Origin of the sequence: Archangium primigenium (genome assembly GCF_016904885.1) — a bacterium.
GTDB lineage: Bacteria > Myxococcota > Myxococcia > Myxococcales > Myxococcaceae > Cystobacter > Cystobacter primigenius.
In genome coordinates this window covers 7,252,885-7,268,186 of the sequence record NZ_JADWYI010000001.1, presented here as the reverse complement: position 1 = coordinate 7,268,186, position 15,302 = coordinate 7,252,885, and the positions used below count along the sequence as shown (strand labels likewise).

General features: G+C 71.1%; 15 protein-coding genes. 12 read left to right on the top strand and 3 right to left on the bottom strand.

Annotated features, from left to right (window positions below; all coding sequences use genetic code 11):
* Positions 1-40 precede the first annotated feature (40 nt).
* The 6 genes from I3V78_RS29810 to I3V78_RS29785 all read left to right on the top strand — a co-directional run bounded on the left by I3V78_RS29810 (position 41) and on the right by I3V78_RS29785 (position 6,552).
* On the top strand, positions 41-1,357 hold the full coding sequence (locus tag I3V78_RS29810; protein WP_239578574.1) for a hypothetical protein: 1,317 nt from the start codon (positions 41-43) through the stop codon (positions 1,355-1,357).
* A 408-nt stretch (positions 1,358-1,765) separates the two neighbouring features.
* Positions 1,766-2,695, top strand: coding sequence for a UDP-3-O-acyl-N-acetylglucosamine deacetylase (lpxC, locus tag I3V78_RS29805; RefSeq protein WP_239576737.1), 930 nt, complete (start codon positions 1,766-1,768; stop codon positions 2,693-2,695).
* Positions 2,696-2,755: 60 nt separating this feature from the next.
* Positions 2,756-3,838, top strand: a complete 1,083-nt coding sequence (locus tag I3V78_RS29800; RefSeq protein ID WP_420840437.1) for a thioredoxin domain-containing protein — start codon at positions 2,756-2,758, stop codon at positions 3,836-3,838.
* A 17-nt stretch (positions 3,839-3,855) separates the two neighbouring features.
* Positions 3,856-5,136: a DUF4388 domain-containing protein gene (locus I3V78_RS29795; protein ID WP_204492613.1), complete on the top strand. Its 1,281-nt coding sequence runs from the start codon at positions 3,856-3,858 to the stop codon at positions 5,134-5,136.
* Positions 5,133-5,858: an orotidine-5'-phosphate decarboxylase gene (gene pyrF, locus I3V78_RS29790; RefSeq protein ID WP_204492611.1), complete on the top strand. Its 726-nt coding sequence runs from the start codon at positions 5,133-5,135 to the stop codon at positions 5,856-5,858. The genes I3V78_RS29795 and pyrF overlap by 4 nt, the downstream gene beginning before the upstream one ends.
* Positions 5,859-5,952: 94 nt before the next feature.
* Positions 5,953-6,552, top strand: coding sequence for a hypothetical protein (locus I3V78_RS29785; protein ID WP_204492609.1), 600 nt, complete (start codon positions 5,953-5,955; stop codon positions 6,550-6,552).
* A gap of 25 nt (positions 6,553-6,577) precedes the next feature.
* Here I3V78_RS29785 and I3V78_RS29780 read toward each other — a convergent pair whose 3' ends face one another.
* Complete coding sequence (locus tag I3V78_RS29780) at positions 6,578-8,197, bottom strand: leucyl aminopeptidase (RefSeq protein ID WP_204492607.1); 1,620 nt, start codon at positions 8,195-8,197, stop codon at positions 6,578-6,580.
* 126 nt (positions 8,198-8,323) lie between these two features.
* On the opposite strand from I3V78_RS29780, the gene I3V78_RS29775 reads away from it, so the two are divergent.
* The 3 genes from I3V78_RS29775 (at position 8,324) to I3V78_RS29765 (ending at position 10,525) form a co-directional block, all read left to right on the top strand.
* Positions 8,324-9,217: a zinc dependent phospholipase C family protein gene (locus I3V78_RS29775; RefSeq protein ID WP_204492605.1), complete on the top strand. Its 894-nt coding sequence runs from the start codon at positions 8,324-8,326 to the stop codon at positions 9,215-9,217.
* Between the two features lie 145 nt (positions 9,218-9,362).
* Positions 9,363-10,136, top strand: coding sequence for a sulfite exporter TauE/SafE family protein (locus I3V78_RS29770; RefSeq protein ID WP_204492603.1), 774 nt, complete (start codon positions 9,363-9,365; stop codon positions 10,134-10,136).
* Positions 10,118-10,525 (top strand): hypothetical protein, encoded by a 408-nt coding sequence (locus I3V78_RS29765; RefSeq protein WP_420840436.1) that lies wholly within the window; start codon positions 10,118-10,120, stop codon positions 10,523-10,525. Before I3V78_RS29770 ends, I3V78_RS29765 begins: the two co-directional genes overlap by 19 nt.
* 22 nt (positions 10,526-10,547) lie before the next feature.
* Here the strand turns inward: I3V78_RS29765 and I3V78_RS29760 are convergent, their stop codons facing one another.
* On the bottom strand, positions 10,548-11,423 hold the full coding sequence (locus tag I3V78_RS29760; protein ID WP_204492601.1) for a tetratricopeptide repeat protein: 876 nt from the start codon (positions 11,421-11,423) through the stop codon (positions 10,548-10,550).
* An 11-nt stretch (positions 11,424-11,434) separates the two neighbouring features.
* A complete protein-coding gene (locus tag I3V78_RS29755) occupies positions 11,435-12,976 on the bottom strand; it encodes a helix-turn-helix domain-containing protein (RefSeq protein ID WP_204492598.1) in 1,542 nt (513 codons plus the stop codon).
* Positions 12,977-13,402: 426 nt separating this feature from the next.
* Here I3V78_RS29755 and I3V78_RS29750 point away from each other — a divergent pair, with 426 nt between their 5' ends.
* The 3 genes from I3V78_RS29750 to I3V78_RS29740 all read left to right on the top strand — a co-directional run bounded on the left by I3V78_RS29750 (position 13,403) and on the right by I3V78_RS29740 (position 15,299).
* Positions 13,403-13,669: a hypothetical protein gene (locus I3V78_RS29750; RefSeq protein ID WP_204492596.1), complete on the top strand. Its 267-nt coding sequence runs from the start codon at positions 13,403-13,405 to the stop codon at positions 13,667-13,669.
* Positions 13,670-13,737: 68 nt separating this feature from the next.
* Positions 13,738-14,586, top strand: a complete 849-nt coding sequence (gene bufB, locus I3V78_RS29745) for an MNIO family bufferin maturase (RefSeq protein ID WP_204492594.1) — start codon at positions 13,738-13,740, stop codon at positions 14,584-14,586.
* On the top strand, positions 14,583-15,299 hold the full coding sequence (locus I3V78_RS29740) for an HvfC/BufC N-terminal domain-containing protein (protein ID WP_204492592.1): 717 nt from the start codon (positions 14,583-14,585) through the stop codon (positions 15,297-15,299). The genes bufB and I3V78_RS29740 overlap by 4 nt, the downstream gene beginning before the upstream one ends.
* The last annotated feature ends 3 nt before the right edge of the window (positions 15,300-15,302 follow it).

Sequence of the window (15,302 nt, the reverse complement as noted above, 5' to 3'; positions counted from 1 at the left end):
GTCGGTGGACGCCCGCGAGGAGCTGCTCTTCGAGTTCGAGATGCTCCTGCGGGGCATGGAGCGCTACGTCCACCAGCAGGACAACGGCGTCACGGCCGAGTCGCACGAGCAGCCGCTCGTCACGCGCGACTTCCGCGAGGAGCTCAAGGACATCCGCGCCACGCTCAGCCAGAGCATCCGCCTGGCGCGCCACCTGTTGGACCCGGACTCGGACCAGAAGCTGCAGTTTCGCCGCTACGTGGAGACGCAGCTCGCGGACGACCGGGGCCTGCGCTCGCGCATCGAGGGCGAGCGGCAGCAGGAGACGCCCCAGGAGAGCCTCTTCGTCCTGCGCCAGTCCTTCGAGTCGCTGCGCAACCTCATCGACCACCTGTTGCAGCTGCCCGTCTGTGGCCTGAGCCTCTTCACCGACGTGGGCAACCTGGTCCTGCGCGAGATCGTCCTCAACCGCTACTTCCGGCCCTGCCGCCTCACGGAGTTCCGGCTGGAGTACGACCGGGTGCGCTCGGCGCGGCTCCTGGCGCTGCTGGCCACGGTGCCCGCGGAGACCCGGCCGCTGTTCACCACGGTGTACCTGGGCCTGTTCCGGCTGCTGCACTGCCTGGCCTACGTGAGCCAGGATACCCAGGGCCCCATTCCCCGGCGGGTGCGCGTGCTGCTGGCGCTCGTGCGCAGCGAGTCGCTCAGCCTCGCGGGCTACTTGAAGAACGAGCTGGCGCCGCGCGCCGGCCCCAAGCCCCTGCAGGCGGCGTGTCTGCGCGCCGCCCGGGACATCGCCCGCGAGACGGAGCGCGTCGCCCGGGAGATCCTCGTGGAGCTGGACCGGGACCGGGCCGCCGCCGCCCGGGCCTCCTATGCCTTCACCCAGCTCCTGCGCAACCAGGTGGTGGCGCTCACCGAGGCGCTCTCCCCGGGCTCCATGGTGGGCGAGGCCCCGTTCGAGCAACTCGTGTCCACCACCGAGTGCGCGAGCCGCCTGCGCAAGGACCTGTGGGTCTTCTCCCAGCTGTGCCGCGCGGCGGAAGGGCACCTGCGCAACGACGACGTGCCGGCCTCCGAGTCGGCCATCTCCAGCATCGTGGCCTTCCTGGGCTACTTCCAGGACGGCAGCTACCAGCTCTTGCGCTACGTGGACTACGAGGCCTTCGATCGCTTCTCGGCGCTGCTCACCGAGCTGCCCTGGCCGCCCGAGGGCCCCGCGGTGCGCACCCGCCTCATCGCGGACCTCAAGGGCTTCTCCCAGACGCTGGAGCACACCTTCGCCGCGGTGAGCCGGCGCGCCCAGCTCCAGGGCTTTCATTTCGACCGGATCGAGGCCGAGGCCCTGCGCGACCGGTTCCTCTCCACGGCGCAGTGAGTCACACCCCGTGAAGTCCTCGGGGTGTCCGATGGTGGGCACCGCAAGCGCCCCGGATGCCTCGGGTGCGTGCGCCCATCGTTTGATTCCGGGCAGCCGCTTGGGCTATGCGGGGGCCCCCATGACGCGCCGGGCCGGGCGGGCATGGGGAAAAAGTCCTGACACGCATGTCACGGTGTTGGAACTTCTGCACAGCGGATCGAGGGGGAGCAGGGCACCGGAAGTCGCGGTGCGCCTGGAGGGCAAGCGGACACGTCCAATGATTCCAACCCCTTGTCGCCGCGAGGCGCCGCCGGGGGTCTCCGGGGGAGGAGACGGGATCCATGGCGTACGACTTGCAACGATGCGCGGCGCGTCAGATGGGCAGTGAACAGAGCAGCACCCGCATCGAAGAGGCGACATCCAACCATGCCTTCCAGTTCCTTCAACCAGCGCACGCTCCTTCAGCCCGTCCACTGCCAGGGGGTGGGTCTCCACTCGGGTGCCCCGGTGAACCTGTCCCTCCTGCCGGCGCCGGCCAACCACGGCATCGCCTTCGTGCGCACGGACACGCCCCGGCCCGTGGTGCTGCCGGCGCTGTCGGAGTACGTGGTGGACACGTCGCTGGCCACCACGCTGGGCCGTGACGGGGTGAAGGTGAGCACGGTGGAGCACCTGATGTCGGCGCTGGCCGGCATGGGGCTGGACAACGTGCGCGTGGAGCTGGACGGGCCCGAGGTGCCCATCATGGACGGCAGCGCCGCGCCCTTCGCCACGCTCATCGCCGAGGCGGGCCTGCGCGAGCAGGAGGAGCCGCGCCGTGTCCTGGTGATGAAGAAGACGGTGACGGTGGCGGACGGGGACAAGGAGGCGAGCCTGTCGCCCGCCAAGGGCTTTCGCATCTCGTGCACGGTGGACTTCAAGCACCCGCTCATCACCGAGCAGTCCTTCGAACTGGAGTTCTCCGACCGGTGCTTCGCCCGGGAGATCTCCCGCGCGCGCACGTTCTGCTTCCGCCGGGACGTGGAGATGATGCAGAAGATGGGCCTGGCGCGGGGCGGCTCGCTGGACAACGCCATCGTGGTGGACGACTTCTCCATCCTCAACCCGGACGGCCTGCGCTTCGCCGACGAGTTCGTGCGCCACAAGATCCTGGACGCCATCGGGGACATCTCCCTGTTCGGCCGCCCCGTGGTGGGCCACCTCAAGGCCTTCAAGACGGGCCACGCGCTCAACCAGAAGCTCGTCAAGGCGGTACTGGCCGACCCGAGCGCCTACGAGATCGTCCCCCTGCGCAAGCACGTGGACGTGTTGGAGCTGCGCCTGCCGGAGCTCGGTCTCGAGCCGCTGGTGGCCTGAGTTCGCGTCCAAGAAATTTCTTTGCGAGTCCGGGGTTTTCTCGACTAAGGACCCCAACCCATGCCCATGCGCACCTCTTCCACGTTCCTGGCCGCGGTTCTCGCGGCTTCCCTCGTCTCCGGCTGCAACAAGGAGAAGACCCCGGCGGCCGCCGCCACCGCGTCTTCGCCCACCTCCTCGACGGAGCCCTCCGCCGACACGGTGGTGGCCACCTTCGGTGACGGCCAGAAGATCACCTTCGGCGAGCTCAACGATCGCCTGAAGGATCCGCTCGCCAACCTGGAGAAGCAGAAGTACCAGACGCGCAAGCAGGGTCTGGACGGCTTCGTGGTGGAGAAGCTCGTGAAGGCCGAGGCCGACAAGCGCCAGCTCACCGAGGAGGCCCTGGTCAAGGCCGAGGTGGACGACAAGATCCCCCAGCCGCCCGAGGAGGAGATCAAGAAGCTGTACGAGGAGGCCAAGGAGCGGCTGCCCCCGGGCACCACCTACGAGCAGGTCAAGCCGCAGATCGTCGACTTCCTGTCCGGCTCCAAGAAGCAGGAGCGGGCGCGGGAGTACTTCGGTGAGCTGAAGAAGAACGCGAACGTGCAGATCACCCTGCCCGAGCCGCCCCGCCCGCCGGTGGAGCGCAAGCAGGTGGCCGCCACCGGTCCCGCCAAGGGCCCGGACAGCGCGCCCGTCACCATCGTGGAGTTCAGCGACTTCCAGTGCCCCTTCTGCAGCCGCGCCATCAAGACGGTGGACGAGGTCATGAAGGCCTACCCGGACAAGATCAAGCTGGTCTTCCGCCAGTTCCCCCTGGAGTTCCACAAGGAGGCCCCCAAGGCGTCCGAGGCCGCGCTGTGCGCGGGGGACCAGGGCAAGTTCTGGGAGTACCACGACACGCTCTTCGCCAATCAGTCCGCGCTGCAGGTGCCCCAGCTCAAGGGCCACGCCAAGACGCTGGGCCTGGATCAGGCGAAGTTCGACAAGTGCCTGGATGACGGCGCCAAGGCCGAGCAGGTGAAGGCCGACATGGCGGATGGCCAGAAGGTGGGCGTCAACGGCACGCCGGCCTTCTTCATCAACGGCATCCTCCTGTCGGGCGCGCAGCCCTTCGACGAGTTCAAGAGCGTCATCGACGCCGAGCTGGCCAAGAAGTAGGGAAGGCGGTCGCTCACGTGGCGGTGCGCCCCAAGGCGACGCTTCGTCTGGGACGGGATGGGGAGCCGGGCGTGCTCGAGTTGGAGCGCCCGCTCACCGCCAGTCTCACCCCCGGCCAACCCCTCGTGGCGCATTTCCATTCGCCCGAGGGAGTGGTGCTGTTGCGCGAGCCCACCAGCGTGGGCGGCTTCTTCGCGGGAAGTCTGCGCTCCATTTCGGTCGAGGAAGTCCTCGGCCACGTGCACTCGGGCATCCGCAGTGGCCAGCTCGTGATGCAGCACGGCCCGGTGCAGCGCACCGTGACCTTCCGCGACGGCCAGCCCACCTTCGCCGTGTCCAGCGTGCACCACGAGCGGCTGGGCTCGGTGGTGGTGCAGCTCGGCCTGGTGACGCCCGAGCAGCTGCACCACGCGCTCGGCAAGGTGACGCCCTCGTTGCGCATCGGCGCGGTGCTCACGCGCGAGGGCTTCCTGTCCGAGGCCAACCTCTACAGCGCCATGACGTACCTGGTGCGCGAGGTGATGCTCAACCTCTTCGAGATGTCCGAGGGCAGCTTCCTCTTCGTCGAGTGCGCCCCCCCGGCGGGCGACGCGGTGAAGATCCAGGAGCGCACACGCGACCTCATCCTCCAGGGGCTCAAGCGCGGCGAGGCCGTGGCGCGTCTGCGCCGGCGCTTTCCGGACGACTTGACGGTGGTGGCCGGCGCCGAGCCGCCCCCGCCCGGCGAGGAGGCCCTGTTCGCCCAGGCCGCGGCGGGCAGCGCGCTGGGCGTGCTGCGCTCCTTCTGGGAGGGAAGCCTCTTCTCCTTCCTCACCTGGGTGGACGAGCGCCTGCGCGATGGCTCGCTCGTCGTCCAGCCCAAGTCCGCGGTGCCCGCCGTGGCGCCCGTGCCCCTCGTGCCGCGCCGGCCCTCGGGCTCCTTCGCCGTGGTGCCCCCGCCGGTGGTCGCGCCGCTGGGACCGGAGGATCGCTTCAACGCGCTCCTGGCGCAGATCCACACGGCCATCCGCCTGGCGGGCGCCAACCCGGTCCTGCTCCAGGGCTTCCTCGAGTCCCCCCAGCCGGGACTGGAGACGGCCTACGAGGGCGTGAAGCTCGGCGACGACGGCCGGCTGGACGTGGCGCGCATCCGCCAGAACGTCTCCAGCGGCGGCGAGGCGCTCGCGCGCGCCATGACGCTCGAGGCGCTGGACGCGTTCGTGTCCTACGCGCTGTTCTCCGCGCGCAACGTGCTGCCGGGCGAGATGGCCGAGCGGCTGTCCCGCGCCTACCGCGACCTTCAGGAGGGCCTGTCATGACGGAGGCTTCCCCCGCCCGGGAGCGCCTGGCGCTCGCCGCGGACCTGCCCCTGGAGGACGGGCTGCGGCTGTACGCGCGCGTGGCGCCCGACGTCGGCTACGCGAAGGTGGGCCTGTCGCTCTTCGTGGAGCATGGCCCTCCCGCCGTGGCCGCCTTCCAGCGGCTCGGCGCGCGCATCTTCCTGGACCTCAAGCTGCACGACATCCCCAACACCGTGGAGCTCGCCGCCGCGCGGGCCGGGGCGCTGGGGGTGTCCCTGCTCACCGTGCACGCCGCGGGTGGCGAGCCCATGCTGCGCGCCGCGGTGAAGGGCGCGCGCGCGGGGGCCCACGCCCAGGGGCACGCACCGCCGCGCATCCTCGCGGTGACGGTCCTCACCTCGATGTCCGCCGAGGACGTGGCCGACGTGGGGCTGACGGGCGCGCCCGAGGAGGCCGCCCTGCGCCTGGCGCGGCTGGCCCTGCGCGCGGGCGTGGACGGGCTGGTGTGCTCGCCCCGGGAGGCCGCAGCCTTCCGCCGCGAGTTCGGCCCCTCGCCCTTCCTGTGCACCCCGGGCATCCGTCCGGCGGGTGCCTCCCAGGGCGACCAGACGCGCGCCGAGACACCGGCCTACGCGGTGCGCGCCGGCGCGGATCTGCTCGTGGTGGGCCGCCCCATCCACACCGCCGCCCAGCCCGAGGACGCCGCGCGCGCCATCGCCGCGGAAGTGTCCTCCGCCTGATACTTGGGGCCCGCCCGCCCGCCGCCGCCCTGGCCGGGGCTTGCGTTCATTCCCAGTTTGTCTCCACGGGGCCATCCGGCCCGGGGAGATGCTCATGGACGCAAGGCGGTTGTTGGGGTGGGGCCTGGTGGCGCTCTGCACGGCGTGTAGCGGAGCGAAGCAGGCGGTGCGGGAGCCGTCCAACCCGGGCACGGGCGGCTCTGGCCTCGCGACCCAGGGGCCGGGCGCGTCCGCTTCCCAACGCTACGTGGATGAGACGCTGGGCTTCGAGCTGACGCAGCCGGGCGGTGACTGGCTGCTCGACGAGACGGATGAGCAGACGCCCGAGGGGCTCGCCATTCCCGTGGTGCTGCGCCACCGCACCAGCGGCGCGCAGATGGTGCTGCAGGTGGCGCCCGCGGTGGCCTCGCCCGTGCAGTTCGCCGAGCGGCTGACGATGGGCCTGCGCAGCCAGCCGGGCTTCACCACCAGCGATCCCGAGCCCGAGCCCCTGTCCGACAGCGCCGTGGGGTTCCACTTCACCGTGGGCGAGAACGTGCGCGGGCGCGTGGTGGTGCGCGATGGCAGCGCGGGCCACGTCTTCATGATGCTCGCCACCTGGCCCTCGGCCGCGCCGGCCGACGTGCCCGAGACGGTGGAGGCCCTCTTCCAGAGCGTCCACCCGCTGCCGGTGGCCACCCCCGGGCAGATCTGACGCCCGGAGGAGGACCCCTGGGCGCCTAGCCCTTGGCCCGCGTGCCGCGCGAGGCCTTGGGCGCCTTGGCGGCCTTGGGCGTCTCGGCGGGCGCAGGAGCGGGCACGGGGGCCTCGGGAGCCGTGTCCGTGCCGGCCTGGGCGCCGCGGCGCTGCACGAACTCCACCAGCGTGCGCACGCCCACGCCCGTGGGGCCCTTGCCGTTGTAGCCGCGCTCCTTGGGGCTGATGGACGGGCCGGCGATGTCCAGGTGCACCCAGGGCGTCTCGCCCACGAACTCCTTGAGGAAGAGCGCGGCGTTGGTGGCGCCCGCCCAGCGCTCGCCCGAGTTCTTCATGTCGGCGATCTCCGAGCGCAGCGCGTCCTTCTGCAGTTCGGTCACCGGCAGGCGCCACATCTCCTCGCCGGCGGCGCGCGCGGACTCCAGCACCTCGTTCACCGTGGCGTCATGGTCGCCGAAGGCGCCCACGATGTAGTTGCCCAGGGCGACGACACACGCACCGGTGAGCGTGGCCAGGTCGATGAGCACCGCGGGCTTCTGCTCGTTGGCCCAGGTGATGACGTCGCCGAGCACCAGGCGGCCCTCGGCGTCCGTGTTCGTCACCTCCACCGTCTTGCCCAGGCGCGACACGATGACGTCGCTCGGGCGGTAGGACGTGCCCGAGGGCATGTTCTCGCACGCGCCGATGAAGGCGTGCACCGGGAAGGGCGGCTTGAGGGCGGCGATGACCTTCATGGCGCCGAGCACCGCGGCCGAGCCCGCCATGTCCGTCTTCATGTCCACCATGGAGTCGGTCGGCTTGAGCGACAGGCCGCCCGAGTCGAAGGTGATGGCCTTGCCCACGAGCGCCACGGGGGGCAGCTTCGCCTGCTTGGCGTTCTTGGGCGTGTAGACCACGTGGATGAGCTGCGGCTCGTTGGCGCTGCCCTGGGCCACCGCGAGGAACATGCCCATGCGCAGCTTCTCGATCTCCTTGCGCCCGCTCACGCTCACCTTGAGCCCGCTCGCGCGGCCCATCTCCTGGGCGGCCTGGGCCAGGCGCACGGGGTTGACCACGTTGGGCGGCTCGTTGACCAGGTCACGCGCCCAGTTGGTGGCCTCGGCCACGCGCTGAGCGAGCGCGAGCGCCTGCTCGAGCGCCGCGGTCTTCTCGCCCGCCAGGTGCAGCTTCACCGCGGTGAGCTTCGGCGCGTTCTTCTCCTCGCGCGCCGAGGACTTGTAGCGATCGAAGCGGTAGACGCCCAGCTCCAGGCCCTCCACCACGGCGCGCACGGCCCCCGTGCCCTCCACGCCTCCGGGCACGGCGAACACGAGCGAGCGCGCCTTGAGGCGCTGGGCCGTCTTGGCGGCGCGGCCCGCGGTGAGCCGGAGCACCTCGGGCGTGTAGCGCGCGCGCGTGCCCAGGCCGAGCAGGAGCACCCGCTCCGCCTCGAGCTTGCCGAGCGTGTGCATGACGAAGGTCTGCTCGGCCTTGCCCTTGAAGCCCTCCTGCGTGGCGGCGGCGAGCAGCCGCGCGTCCAGGGCCGTGTGCACGCCGGCGATCGCGGCGGACGGGGTGTCCCCGCTCTCGCCTTCGAAGAGGGGAATCACGAGCAGCTCACCGCTGGCGCGGGCCAGCTCGCCGGAGACGAAGCTGAAGTTCATGGGGAAGGGGGACTCCTGGTAGAGGGGAGAAGGGCGTGGGACTGTAGCGCCGCGAATGTTTCAGGCAAGAACGGTCGAGCACTCCCCTCGTTGCATCGTCTCCTTCCGCTGACTAGGTCCCACCCCATGCCTTCGCTGCTGTTGCACCTCACGGCCATCGAACGGCTCGCCGCCAACCCGGGCCCCCTGCCCGAGGACTTCGTGCGCGCGCTGTCCGAGGACCTGGCCTACGCGCGCTTCGGCGCCGCCCTGCCGGACCTGCCCCTGTGCGAGGGGCTCTTCGGTGGGCTCGCCGCGAGCGTGTCCGGACGGGACTGGCCCCTCTACGCGCGGCTCTTCCACGAGCGCGCCCCGGTGGCCCTGGGCCTCAAGATGGCGGAGCTCGTCGCCTCCGGCGCCCTGGTGGGCACCGAGGCCGGGCTCGCGCTGCTCGCGGGCTACTTCACCCACCTGTCCCTGGACCGGGCGCTCCATCCGCAGGTGGACCGGCTGGTGCTGCGCCACCGGCGCCAGGGCGAGCACGCGCTCGTGGCCCACCGGCAGATCGAGTGGACCCAGACGCTCTTCTACCTGCGGGAGCTGCACGGCGTGGACCTGATGGGCAGCCCCCGGCTGCGCTCGCGCTTCCAGGTGACCAAGAGCGCGGGGCTGCCGCTCAAGGGCATCGGCCGCGGCATCTACGAGCTGGTGCGGCTGGCCTCGCAGGACACCTTCCAGCAGGCGCCCTCCAAGGCCGAGGTGGACGGGTGGGTGCGGGGCCTGTACCGCGCGGGGCTCTACCTCTCCAGCCCCATGGGCCGCATGCGCGCCTTGCCCGCCTGGTCGCAGCTGAGCTTCCAGGAGCTGTACCGCAACGACACGTTCGATTTCGCACACGACGTGGAGCGCGCCGTGGACCAGACGCGCGGCGTGCTGCGGCGGCTGCTCGCGTACATGGCGCGCGGCATCTTCACCCCGCGTGCCCGCGCGCGCTTCCTCGAGGAGTTCCCCGAGGGGAACATCGGTGTGAGCGCGGCGTGAGCGCGGCGTGAGCACGGACCCGCCGTGCATTCGTCCCTAGGGACGATGCCTCCCGGAGGGAAGGGCAGACGGCCGATCGAGCCACGGGGGGGTGGGGGAATGCGTCTATGCGATCGTCAAGGGGGCCCCTATCCTCCTCGTGGGTATGACGCTTCTCCTCTTGATAGCCGCCGGTGTCCTCGCGGGGACGATGGGTGCCCTCCTCGGGGTGGGGGGTGGTGTCATCCTGGTGCCCACCCTGGTGCTCGGCTTCGGCGTGCCGCTGGAGGACGCGGTGCCCGCGAGCCTCATGTGCGTGGTGGCCAGCTCCTGCGGAGCGTCGGCGAGCTACCTGGAGCGGCGCCTGAGTGACGTGCGGCTGGGGCTGACCCTGGAGCTCGCCACGGTGACGGGGGCCATCGTGGGCGGCCTGGTGGCCACGCTGGTGGCGCCGGCCTGGGTGGCCTTCGTGTTCGGCCTCTTCGCCCTCTATGTGTCGGCGCAGATGTTGCTCGCGCGCGGGACGCGGGAGCAGCGGCTCGAGGACTACGTGCCCACCAACTATCCCCTGGGCATCTCCGGCTCCTTCGTGGCCGGCAGCCTCTCGGCGCTCCTGGGCGTGGGTGGAGGCCCCCTCAAGGTGCCGCTGATGAGCTACGGCATGGGGGTGCCCTTCAAGGTGGCCAGCGCCACGAGCAATCTGATGATCGGCGTGACGGGAGCGGCGAGCGTGGCCGCCTACGCGTGGCGGGGCCACGTGAAGCTCGCGCTGGTGGCGCCCCTGGTGGTGGGGGTGCTCGCGGGGGCCTCGGTGGGCAGCCGGTTGATGCCCCGGATTCCCACCGCGGTGTTGCGGCGACTGTTCGCCGGGGTGCTGCTCATCGTGGCGGCGCAGATGTTGTGGAAGGGCGCGGAGGGGCTATGGCCGATGTCCAGATGAGCACGCGGGAGCCGAGGCCGGTGGCCATTCCCGTCTCCATGGAAGTCCCGCGGGAGGCGGTCCCGGCCCGGGCCCTGTCTCCCGCCACCGAGCGCGCCGAGGCCGGTGAGGTGTGGATCGCCCGGCTCTTGCGCGGGGGCGCGCTGTGCAGCGGCCTGCTGTTCCTCGTGTCCATCGGGCTGGAGTTCCTGCCGGAGACCGAGTCCGTGCACGTCCTCATCGACGTGCTGCGCAAGGGCGCGGCGTGCGCGCTGCTGGTGACGCCGGTGGTGCGGCTGGTGGTGGCGGGCACGACCCTGGGGATGCGCGGCGAGTGGCGCTACGCGCTCTACGCCGCGGGGGTGCTGGGCCTCCTGGCGATGGCGGTGGGCTCGGGCCTGCACGCCTGAGCCCGGCGACGGCGCGGGAGGGCTACACCCCGCGCGAGTCGAAGTGGGCGAGCACCTTGCGCGCCCGCGCCACGTCGTCCGCCCGGCCCTGGTGCTCGAACAGGGGGATGACCGTCTCGAGCTCCTCGCGCGCCATCTTCCAGTCCTGCACGAAGGTGCACGCGATGCTCAAGTCCCAGCGCGCCCGGGACTCGTAGGCATGGTCGTGCAGCTGCGCGTACAGGTCCGCCGCCGCGCGCAGGTGGGGCCGCGCCGCCTCGTGGTTGCCGAGCAGGCCCTCGGCCTCGCCGAGCAGCAGCCGGCAGAGCGCGAGCGGCTCCATCTCCACCTCCGCTTCCTTCTCCATCACGACGAGCGCCTCGGCGAAGCGCTTGCGCGCCGCCTCGTAGTCGCCCGTCTCCATGCGGATGTCGCCGATGTCCAGGAGCAGCCGGGCGATGCGCGGCCCGTTCTTGGCCTGCCGGTAGAGCAGCAGCGCCTCCTGGTACTTCTCCTCGGCGCCCTTGGGCTGGCCGAGCGAGCGCAGGGACTCGCCGATGGCCGCGCGGCACAGGGCCTCGTTCTCCTGATCCTTCAGCTCGTTGAAGAGGAAGGCCGCCCGGGCGATGTGCTCGATGGCGCCGCGGTGATCCTCGAAGTGGGCGCGCGCGACCCCGAGGCCGAAGAGCACCTGGGCCTGGCCGTCCTTGTCCGCGGCCGACTGGAAGCAGCCCAGGGCCTCCTCGTAGTGGCGACGGCTCTCGGCGTGCTCCTCCAGCATGCCGTGCAGCTCGGCGAGCTGCAGCAGCCCCTTGCCGATCTCCCCCGGATCACTGGTGATGCGCGTGACGGCGAGCGCGTTGCGCTGTTGCTGGATGGCTTCGAGGATGTGGGCGCGTTCGGTGTCGTTGGGACTCATGGCGGGGCGGCTCAGTTCTCCTCGCCCTTGTTACGGCGCCGCAGCGTCTTGTCCAGCGATTCCGCCCGCCCGGCCTCGTGCACGAGCAGGGGCGAGAAGAAGCAGTCCTTCTTGGTGTACTCGTCGATGGAGAAGGCGAAGCGGTAGCTGGCGGCCGCGCGCTGGTTGCAGTCGGTGCGCTCGCAGAAGCGGCAGGAGATGCCGCTGGGGACCGCGTCCTTGCGCAGGTCCGTGGTGGGCAGGCCATACGCCAGGTACTTGGCGTTCTCCGCGTGGGTGCCCAGGCCGATGGAGTAGGCCGAGCCGCGCACGATGGAGCCCTCGATGGGCTGCAGCTGCACCTTGGCGAAGCAGAAGTACGAGGTGCCGTCCGGCATCATCGAGTACTGCCGGGTGAGCTGCGAGGGGTTGAGGAAGGCCAGGTGCACGGCCCACTTGCCGCACGAGCCGCCGCCCGAGGCGAACTTGATGCCCGTGCCGCTGTAGCGCTTGGAGATGTTGCCCGCGATGTCCGAGCGCAGGAAGTGGAAGGGCAGGCCCCGGCGCTTGGGGTCCGACAGGTTGCACAGCCGGTGGGCCACCGTCTCGTACGTGGTGCCGAAGAGGTTGGACAGGAGCTCCACGTCGTAGCGCGTGCGCTCCACTTCCTTGAAGAAGTCCCCGTAGGGCAGCATCAGCGCGCCGGCGAAGTAGTTGGCCAGGTGCACCTTGATGAGCCGCAGCGTCTCGGCGTGCCGCGTGCGCGCCGCGCCGACGATGCGCTCCACCAGCTTCTCCTTGTCCAGCATGAGCAGGCCAATGGAGGCGGCGAGCTGGAACTTGAGCGGCTGCTCCGTCAGGTCCGGCGAGAGCGTGAGCTCCTGACTCCCCGCGTCCAGGCGGCGCACCACCGAGGAGCCACTGGGCGCGGACTCCAGGCGCATCCGGTAGCCGAAGCGTTCCTCCAACAGCGGCAACAGCTGGGGGCTGGACACCAGCCGCCCGAGCTTGAAGTCGCGCCGCATCGACTCGGCCTGCTCCTCCAGCTCCGGGAAGTAGTTGTGGTGGGCCTCCAGGAAGTCACTCACCTCGTCGAAGGGCGAGTAGTCGAAGCGGGGCCCGGCCGAGTTGCCCGGCGGCGCCGAGTTCATCCGCGCGCTCTCCTCCACGTTGAGCTGCGCGAGCACGTTCTCCAACTGCGTGCGCGTGTTCTTGTAGAGGTTGAAGAGCGCCGCCACGGTGCCCGCGAGCTTCGGCTCCGCCGACAGGCTCTGCAGCGACTCCGAGTCGATGTCCAGGCTCTTGAGCAGCGGCTCGTCCAGCAGCTTCGCGAGCGCCTCGTCCACCCGGCCCTCGCCCAGGGTGGACATGAACTGCTCGGGATCCTGGTCGAAGTAGCGCAGCGCCTTCCACAACAGCGGGAAGGGCATGACCCGTTTGCCCTTCTCGATGAGGTTCAGGTACGCCGGGGACACTCCCAGATCCTTGGCCGCGTCCGTCTGCTTGATGTTGCGCGCGAGCCGCAGGCCCCGGAGTTTCAGACCCACATTGGCGTTCAGTGCGTTCTCGTTCATCGCTGCGTCCTGGGCGGGACCCCGCGTCAACCGCCGGTTACCCTCCGCCTCCGTCCACTGTGCGGTCGCATTTACCGATTTGCAATAAACGTTTTCAGCCGCGATCACCCCTGTCCGGGATCCGACGTTACCGACCGGTCTTCCCGGCTTCCTCCCGGGATGGATGCCTAAGTGCTCGATTCTCCAAGAGGGAGAGGGCCTCCCACGCGCCTTGGACGGGAGGCCAGGGGGCTGTCAAATTTTACCTGAGGGGTTTACCGGGGGCCGGGTTTGACACCGCGCGGCATGACCCGGGCCGGGCGCCTCCCACGGGGGCCGGTCGAGCGGGGGCTGTAACCCCGGGGGTTCAGGTGGCGTATGAGTGCCGGAGCGGACCCTTCGCCTGTCGCGAAGGCCCTGCCGCCCCTGCCCGAAAGGCCCCGTCTCATGAACGTGAAGACCCTGACCGCGCTCGTTGGCTCCCTCTCCCTCGGCTCGCTGGCCACCGGCTGCGCGACCACCAAGCCCGCCGCGGCGCCCATGGAGCAGGGCACCCCCGCCGCGATGGAGCAGGCCGCCCCCATGGCCCCCATGGAGCACGGCGCCAGCGCGGCTCCCGCCCAGGGGGCCGCGGCCCCCGCCGCCGAGAAGGCGGCCGAGCACGGCTGTGGCGGCGGCGGTTGCGGCTCCAGCGGCTGCGGCGGCAAGAAGTAGTCCACTCTCGGGCGGCGGGCAGCTTCCCCCCGGTCCGCCGCCCGGAGTCCTTCCCCAGGAGAAAGGGCATGCCGGTGAGTGGTGGACAGCGCTGGAGGATGAAGCCGCTGGGGGTGGGCATCGGCCTGCGCCGCGAGTTCTACACGCTCCTGCCGGAGACGCGCCGGGCGCTCGACTGGGTGGAGATCATCCCCGAGAACTTCCTCACCCTGGGCGGCCGACCCCAGGCCACCCTGGACGCCTGCCGCGAGCGCTGGCCCGTGCTGCCCCACGGCGTGGCGCTCAACGTCGGCGGGCCGGATCCCCTGGACGAGGACTACCTCGTCGGCCTCCAGTCCCTGGTGGAGCGCGTGGACGCGCCGTTCTTCTCGGATCACCTCTGCTACGCGCGGTTGGGCGGCGCGTACCTCTACGATCTGCTGCCCTTGCCCTTCAGCGAGGAGGCGGTGGAGCACGTGGTGCCCCGGGTGCGGGAAGTCCAGGCGCGCGTGGGCCGCCCCTTCCTGCTGGAGAACCCGAGCTACTACGCGCACATGCCCGGCGGCACCCTGGCGGAGGCGGACTTCCTGCGGCACGTGGTGGAGCAGGCGGACTGTGGCCTGCTGCTGGACGTGAACAACGTGTACGTGAACGCGTGCAACCACGGGTATGACCCGCGCGCCTTCGTGGACGCGCTGCCGCTCGAGCGCGTGGGGCAGCTCCACCTGGCCGGCCACGAGCGCCTGCCGGAGGTGCTGCTCGACACGCACGGCGCGCCCGTCTGCGACGAGGTGTGGTCGCTGTACCAGTACGTGCTCGAGCGCACGGGCCCCGTGTCCACGCTCATCGAGTGGGATGCGCACATCCCCTCGCTGGACGCGGTGCTGGACGAGGCGGATCGGGCGCGCGCGCTGATGGCGCGGGTGGGGGCGCGATGAAGCCCGGCCTGCGCGGCTTCTTCGACACCATGGAGGCCTACTTCACGGACCCCGCGCCCGAGGCCCTGGAGCGCCTGTACGCGGCCCACCCGGGTTGGGACGCGCCGCGCGCGCGGGTGGCGCTCTATGGCCAGATGGTGCGCCACCATGGGGACGCCACGCTCGACAAGCTCTTCCCACGGGTGCGCGGGAGCGTGGACGCACAGACCTGGGCGGAGCTGGTGCGCGACTACGCGGCGTCGCGGCCCGCCCGGCCCTTCGAGATGAACCAGGTGGGCGCGGGCTTCCCGGACTTCGTCGCGGACGCGGCCCGGACGCGCACGCTCCCGGACTTCCTGCCCGCGCTGGCGCGCTTCGAGTGGACGGACTTCGCGGTGTACCTGTCCCGGGAGGCCGTCCCGGCGCGCGTGGAGCGGCTGACGGTGAACCCCACGCTGGCGGTGCTGGAGCATCCCTTCCAGCTGTGCGCCTGGCTGCGGCGGGGCGGCGACGCGCGGCCCGCGCCGGGCGCCGAGGTGGCGCTGCTCTGGCGGCACCCGGTGCGGCTGGTGACGATGTACCTGGCGGCGGACGACCGGGCGCTGCTGGTGCTCAAGATGGCCCTGGAGGGGCTCACGCCGGAGCAGGTGGCGGCGGCCACGGGCGTGGACGTGTCACACATCCACGCCGCCGTGGAGGAACGGGCGGCCGAGGGCCTCGTGCTCCGGCCCTGAGCC

Excerpts from the sequence above, each read along its gene's own strand:
- bufB (WP_204492594.1), top strand. The coding sequence starts at position 13,738 with ATGCCGGTGAGTGGTGGACAGCGCTGGAGGATGAAGCCGCTGGGGGTG.
- I3V78_RS29770 (WP_204492603.1), top strand. The coding sequence starts at position 9,363 with ATGACGCTTCTCCTCTTGATAGCCGCCGGTGTCCTCGCGGGGACGATG.
- I3V78_RS29760 (WP_204492601.1), bottom strand. The coding sequence starts at position 11,423 with ATGAGTCCCAACGACACCGAACGCGCCCACATCCTCGAAGCCATCCAG.
- I3V78_RS29775 (WP_204492605.1), top strand. The coding sequence starts at position 8,324 with ATGCCTTCGCTGCTGTTGCACCTCACGGCCATCGAACGGCTCGCCGCC.
- pyrF (WP_204492611.1), top strand. The coding sequence starts at position 5,133 with ATGACGGAGGCTTCCCCCGCCCGGGAGCGCCTGGCGCTCGCCGCGGAC.
- I3V78_RS29755 (WP_204492598.1), bottom strand. The coding sequence starts at position 12,976 with ATGAACGAGAACGCACTGAACGCCAATGTGGGTCTGAAACTCCGGGGC.
- I3V78_RS29800 (WP_420840437.1), top strand. The coding sequence starts at position 2,756 with ATGCCCATGCGCACCTCTTCCACGTTCCTGGCCGCGGTTCTCGCGGCT.
- I3V78_RS29740 (WP_204492592.1), top strand. The coding sequence starts at position 14,583 with ATGAAGCCCGGCCTGCGCGGCTTCTTCGACACCATGGAGGCCTACTTC.
- I3V78_RS29780 (WP_204492607.1), bottom strand. The coding sequence starts at position 8,197 with ATGAACTTCAGCTTCGTCTCCGGCGAGCTGGCCCGCGCCAGCGGTGAG.
- I3V78_RS29750 (WP_204492596.1), top strand. The coding sequence starts at position 13,403 with ATGAACGTGAAGACCCTGACCGCGCTCGTTGGCTCCCTCTCCCTCGGC.
- lpxC (WP_239576737.1), top strand. The coding sequence starts at position 1,766 with ATGCCTTCCAGTTCCTTCAACCAGCGCACGCTCCTTCAGCCCGTCCAC.
- I3V78_RS29785 (WP_204492609.1), top strand. The coding sequence starts at position 5,953 with ATGGACGCAAGGCGGTTGTTGGGGTGGGGCCTGGTGGCGCTCTGCACG.
- I3V78_RS29810 (WP_239578574.1), top strand. The coding sequence starts at position 41 with ATGCTCCTGCGGGGCATGGAGCGCTACGTCCACCAGCAGGACAACGGC.
- I3V78_RS29765 (WP_420840436.1), top strand. The coding sequence starts at position 10,118 with ATGGCCGATGTCCAGATGAGCACGCGGGAGCCGAGGCCGGTGGCCATT.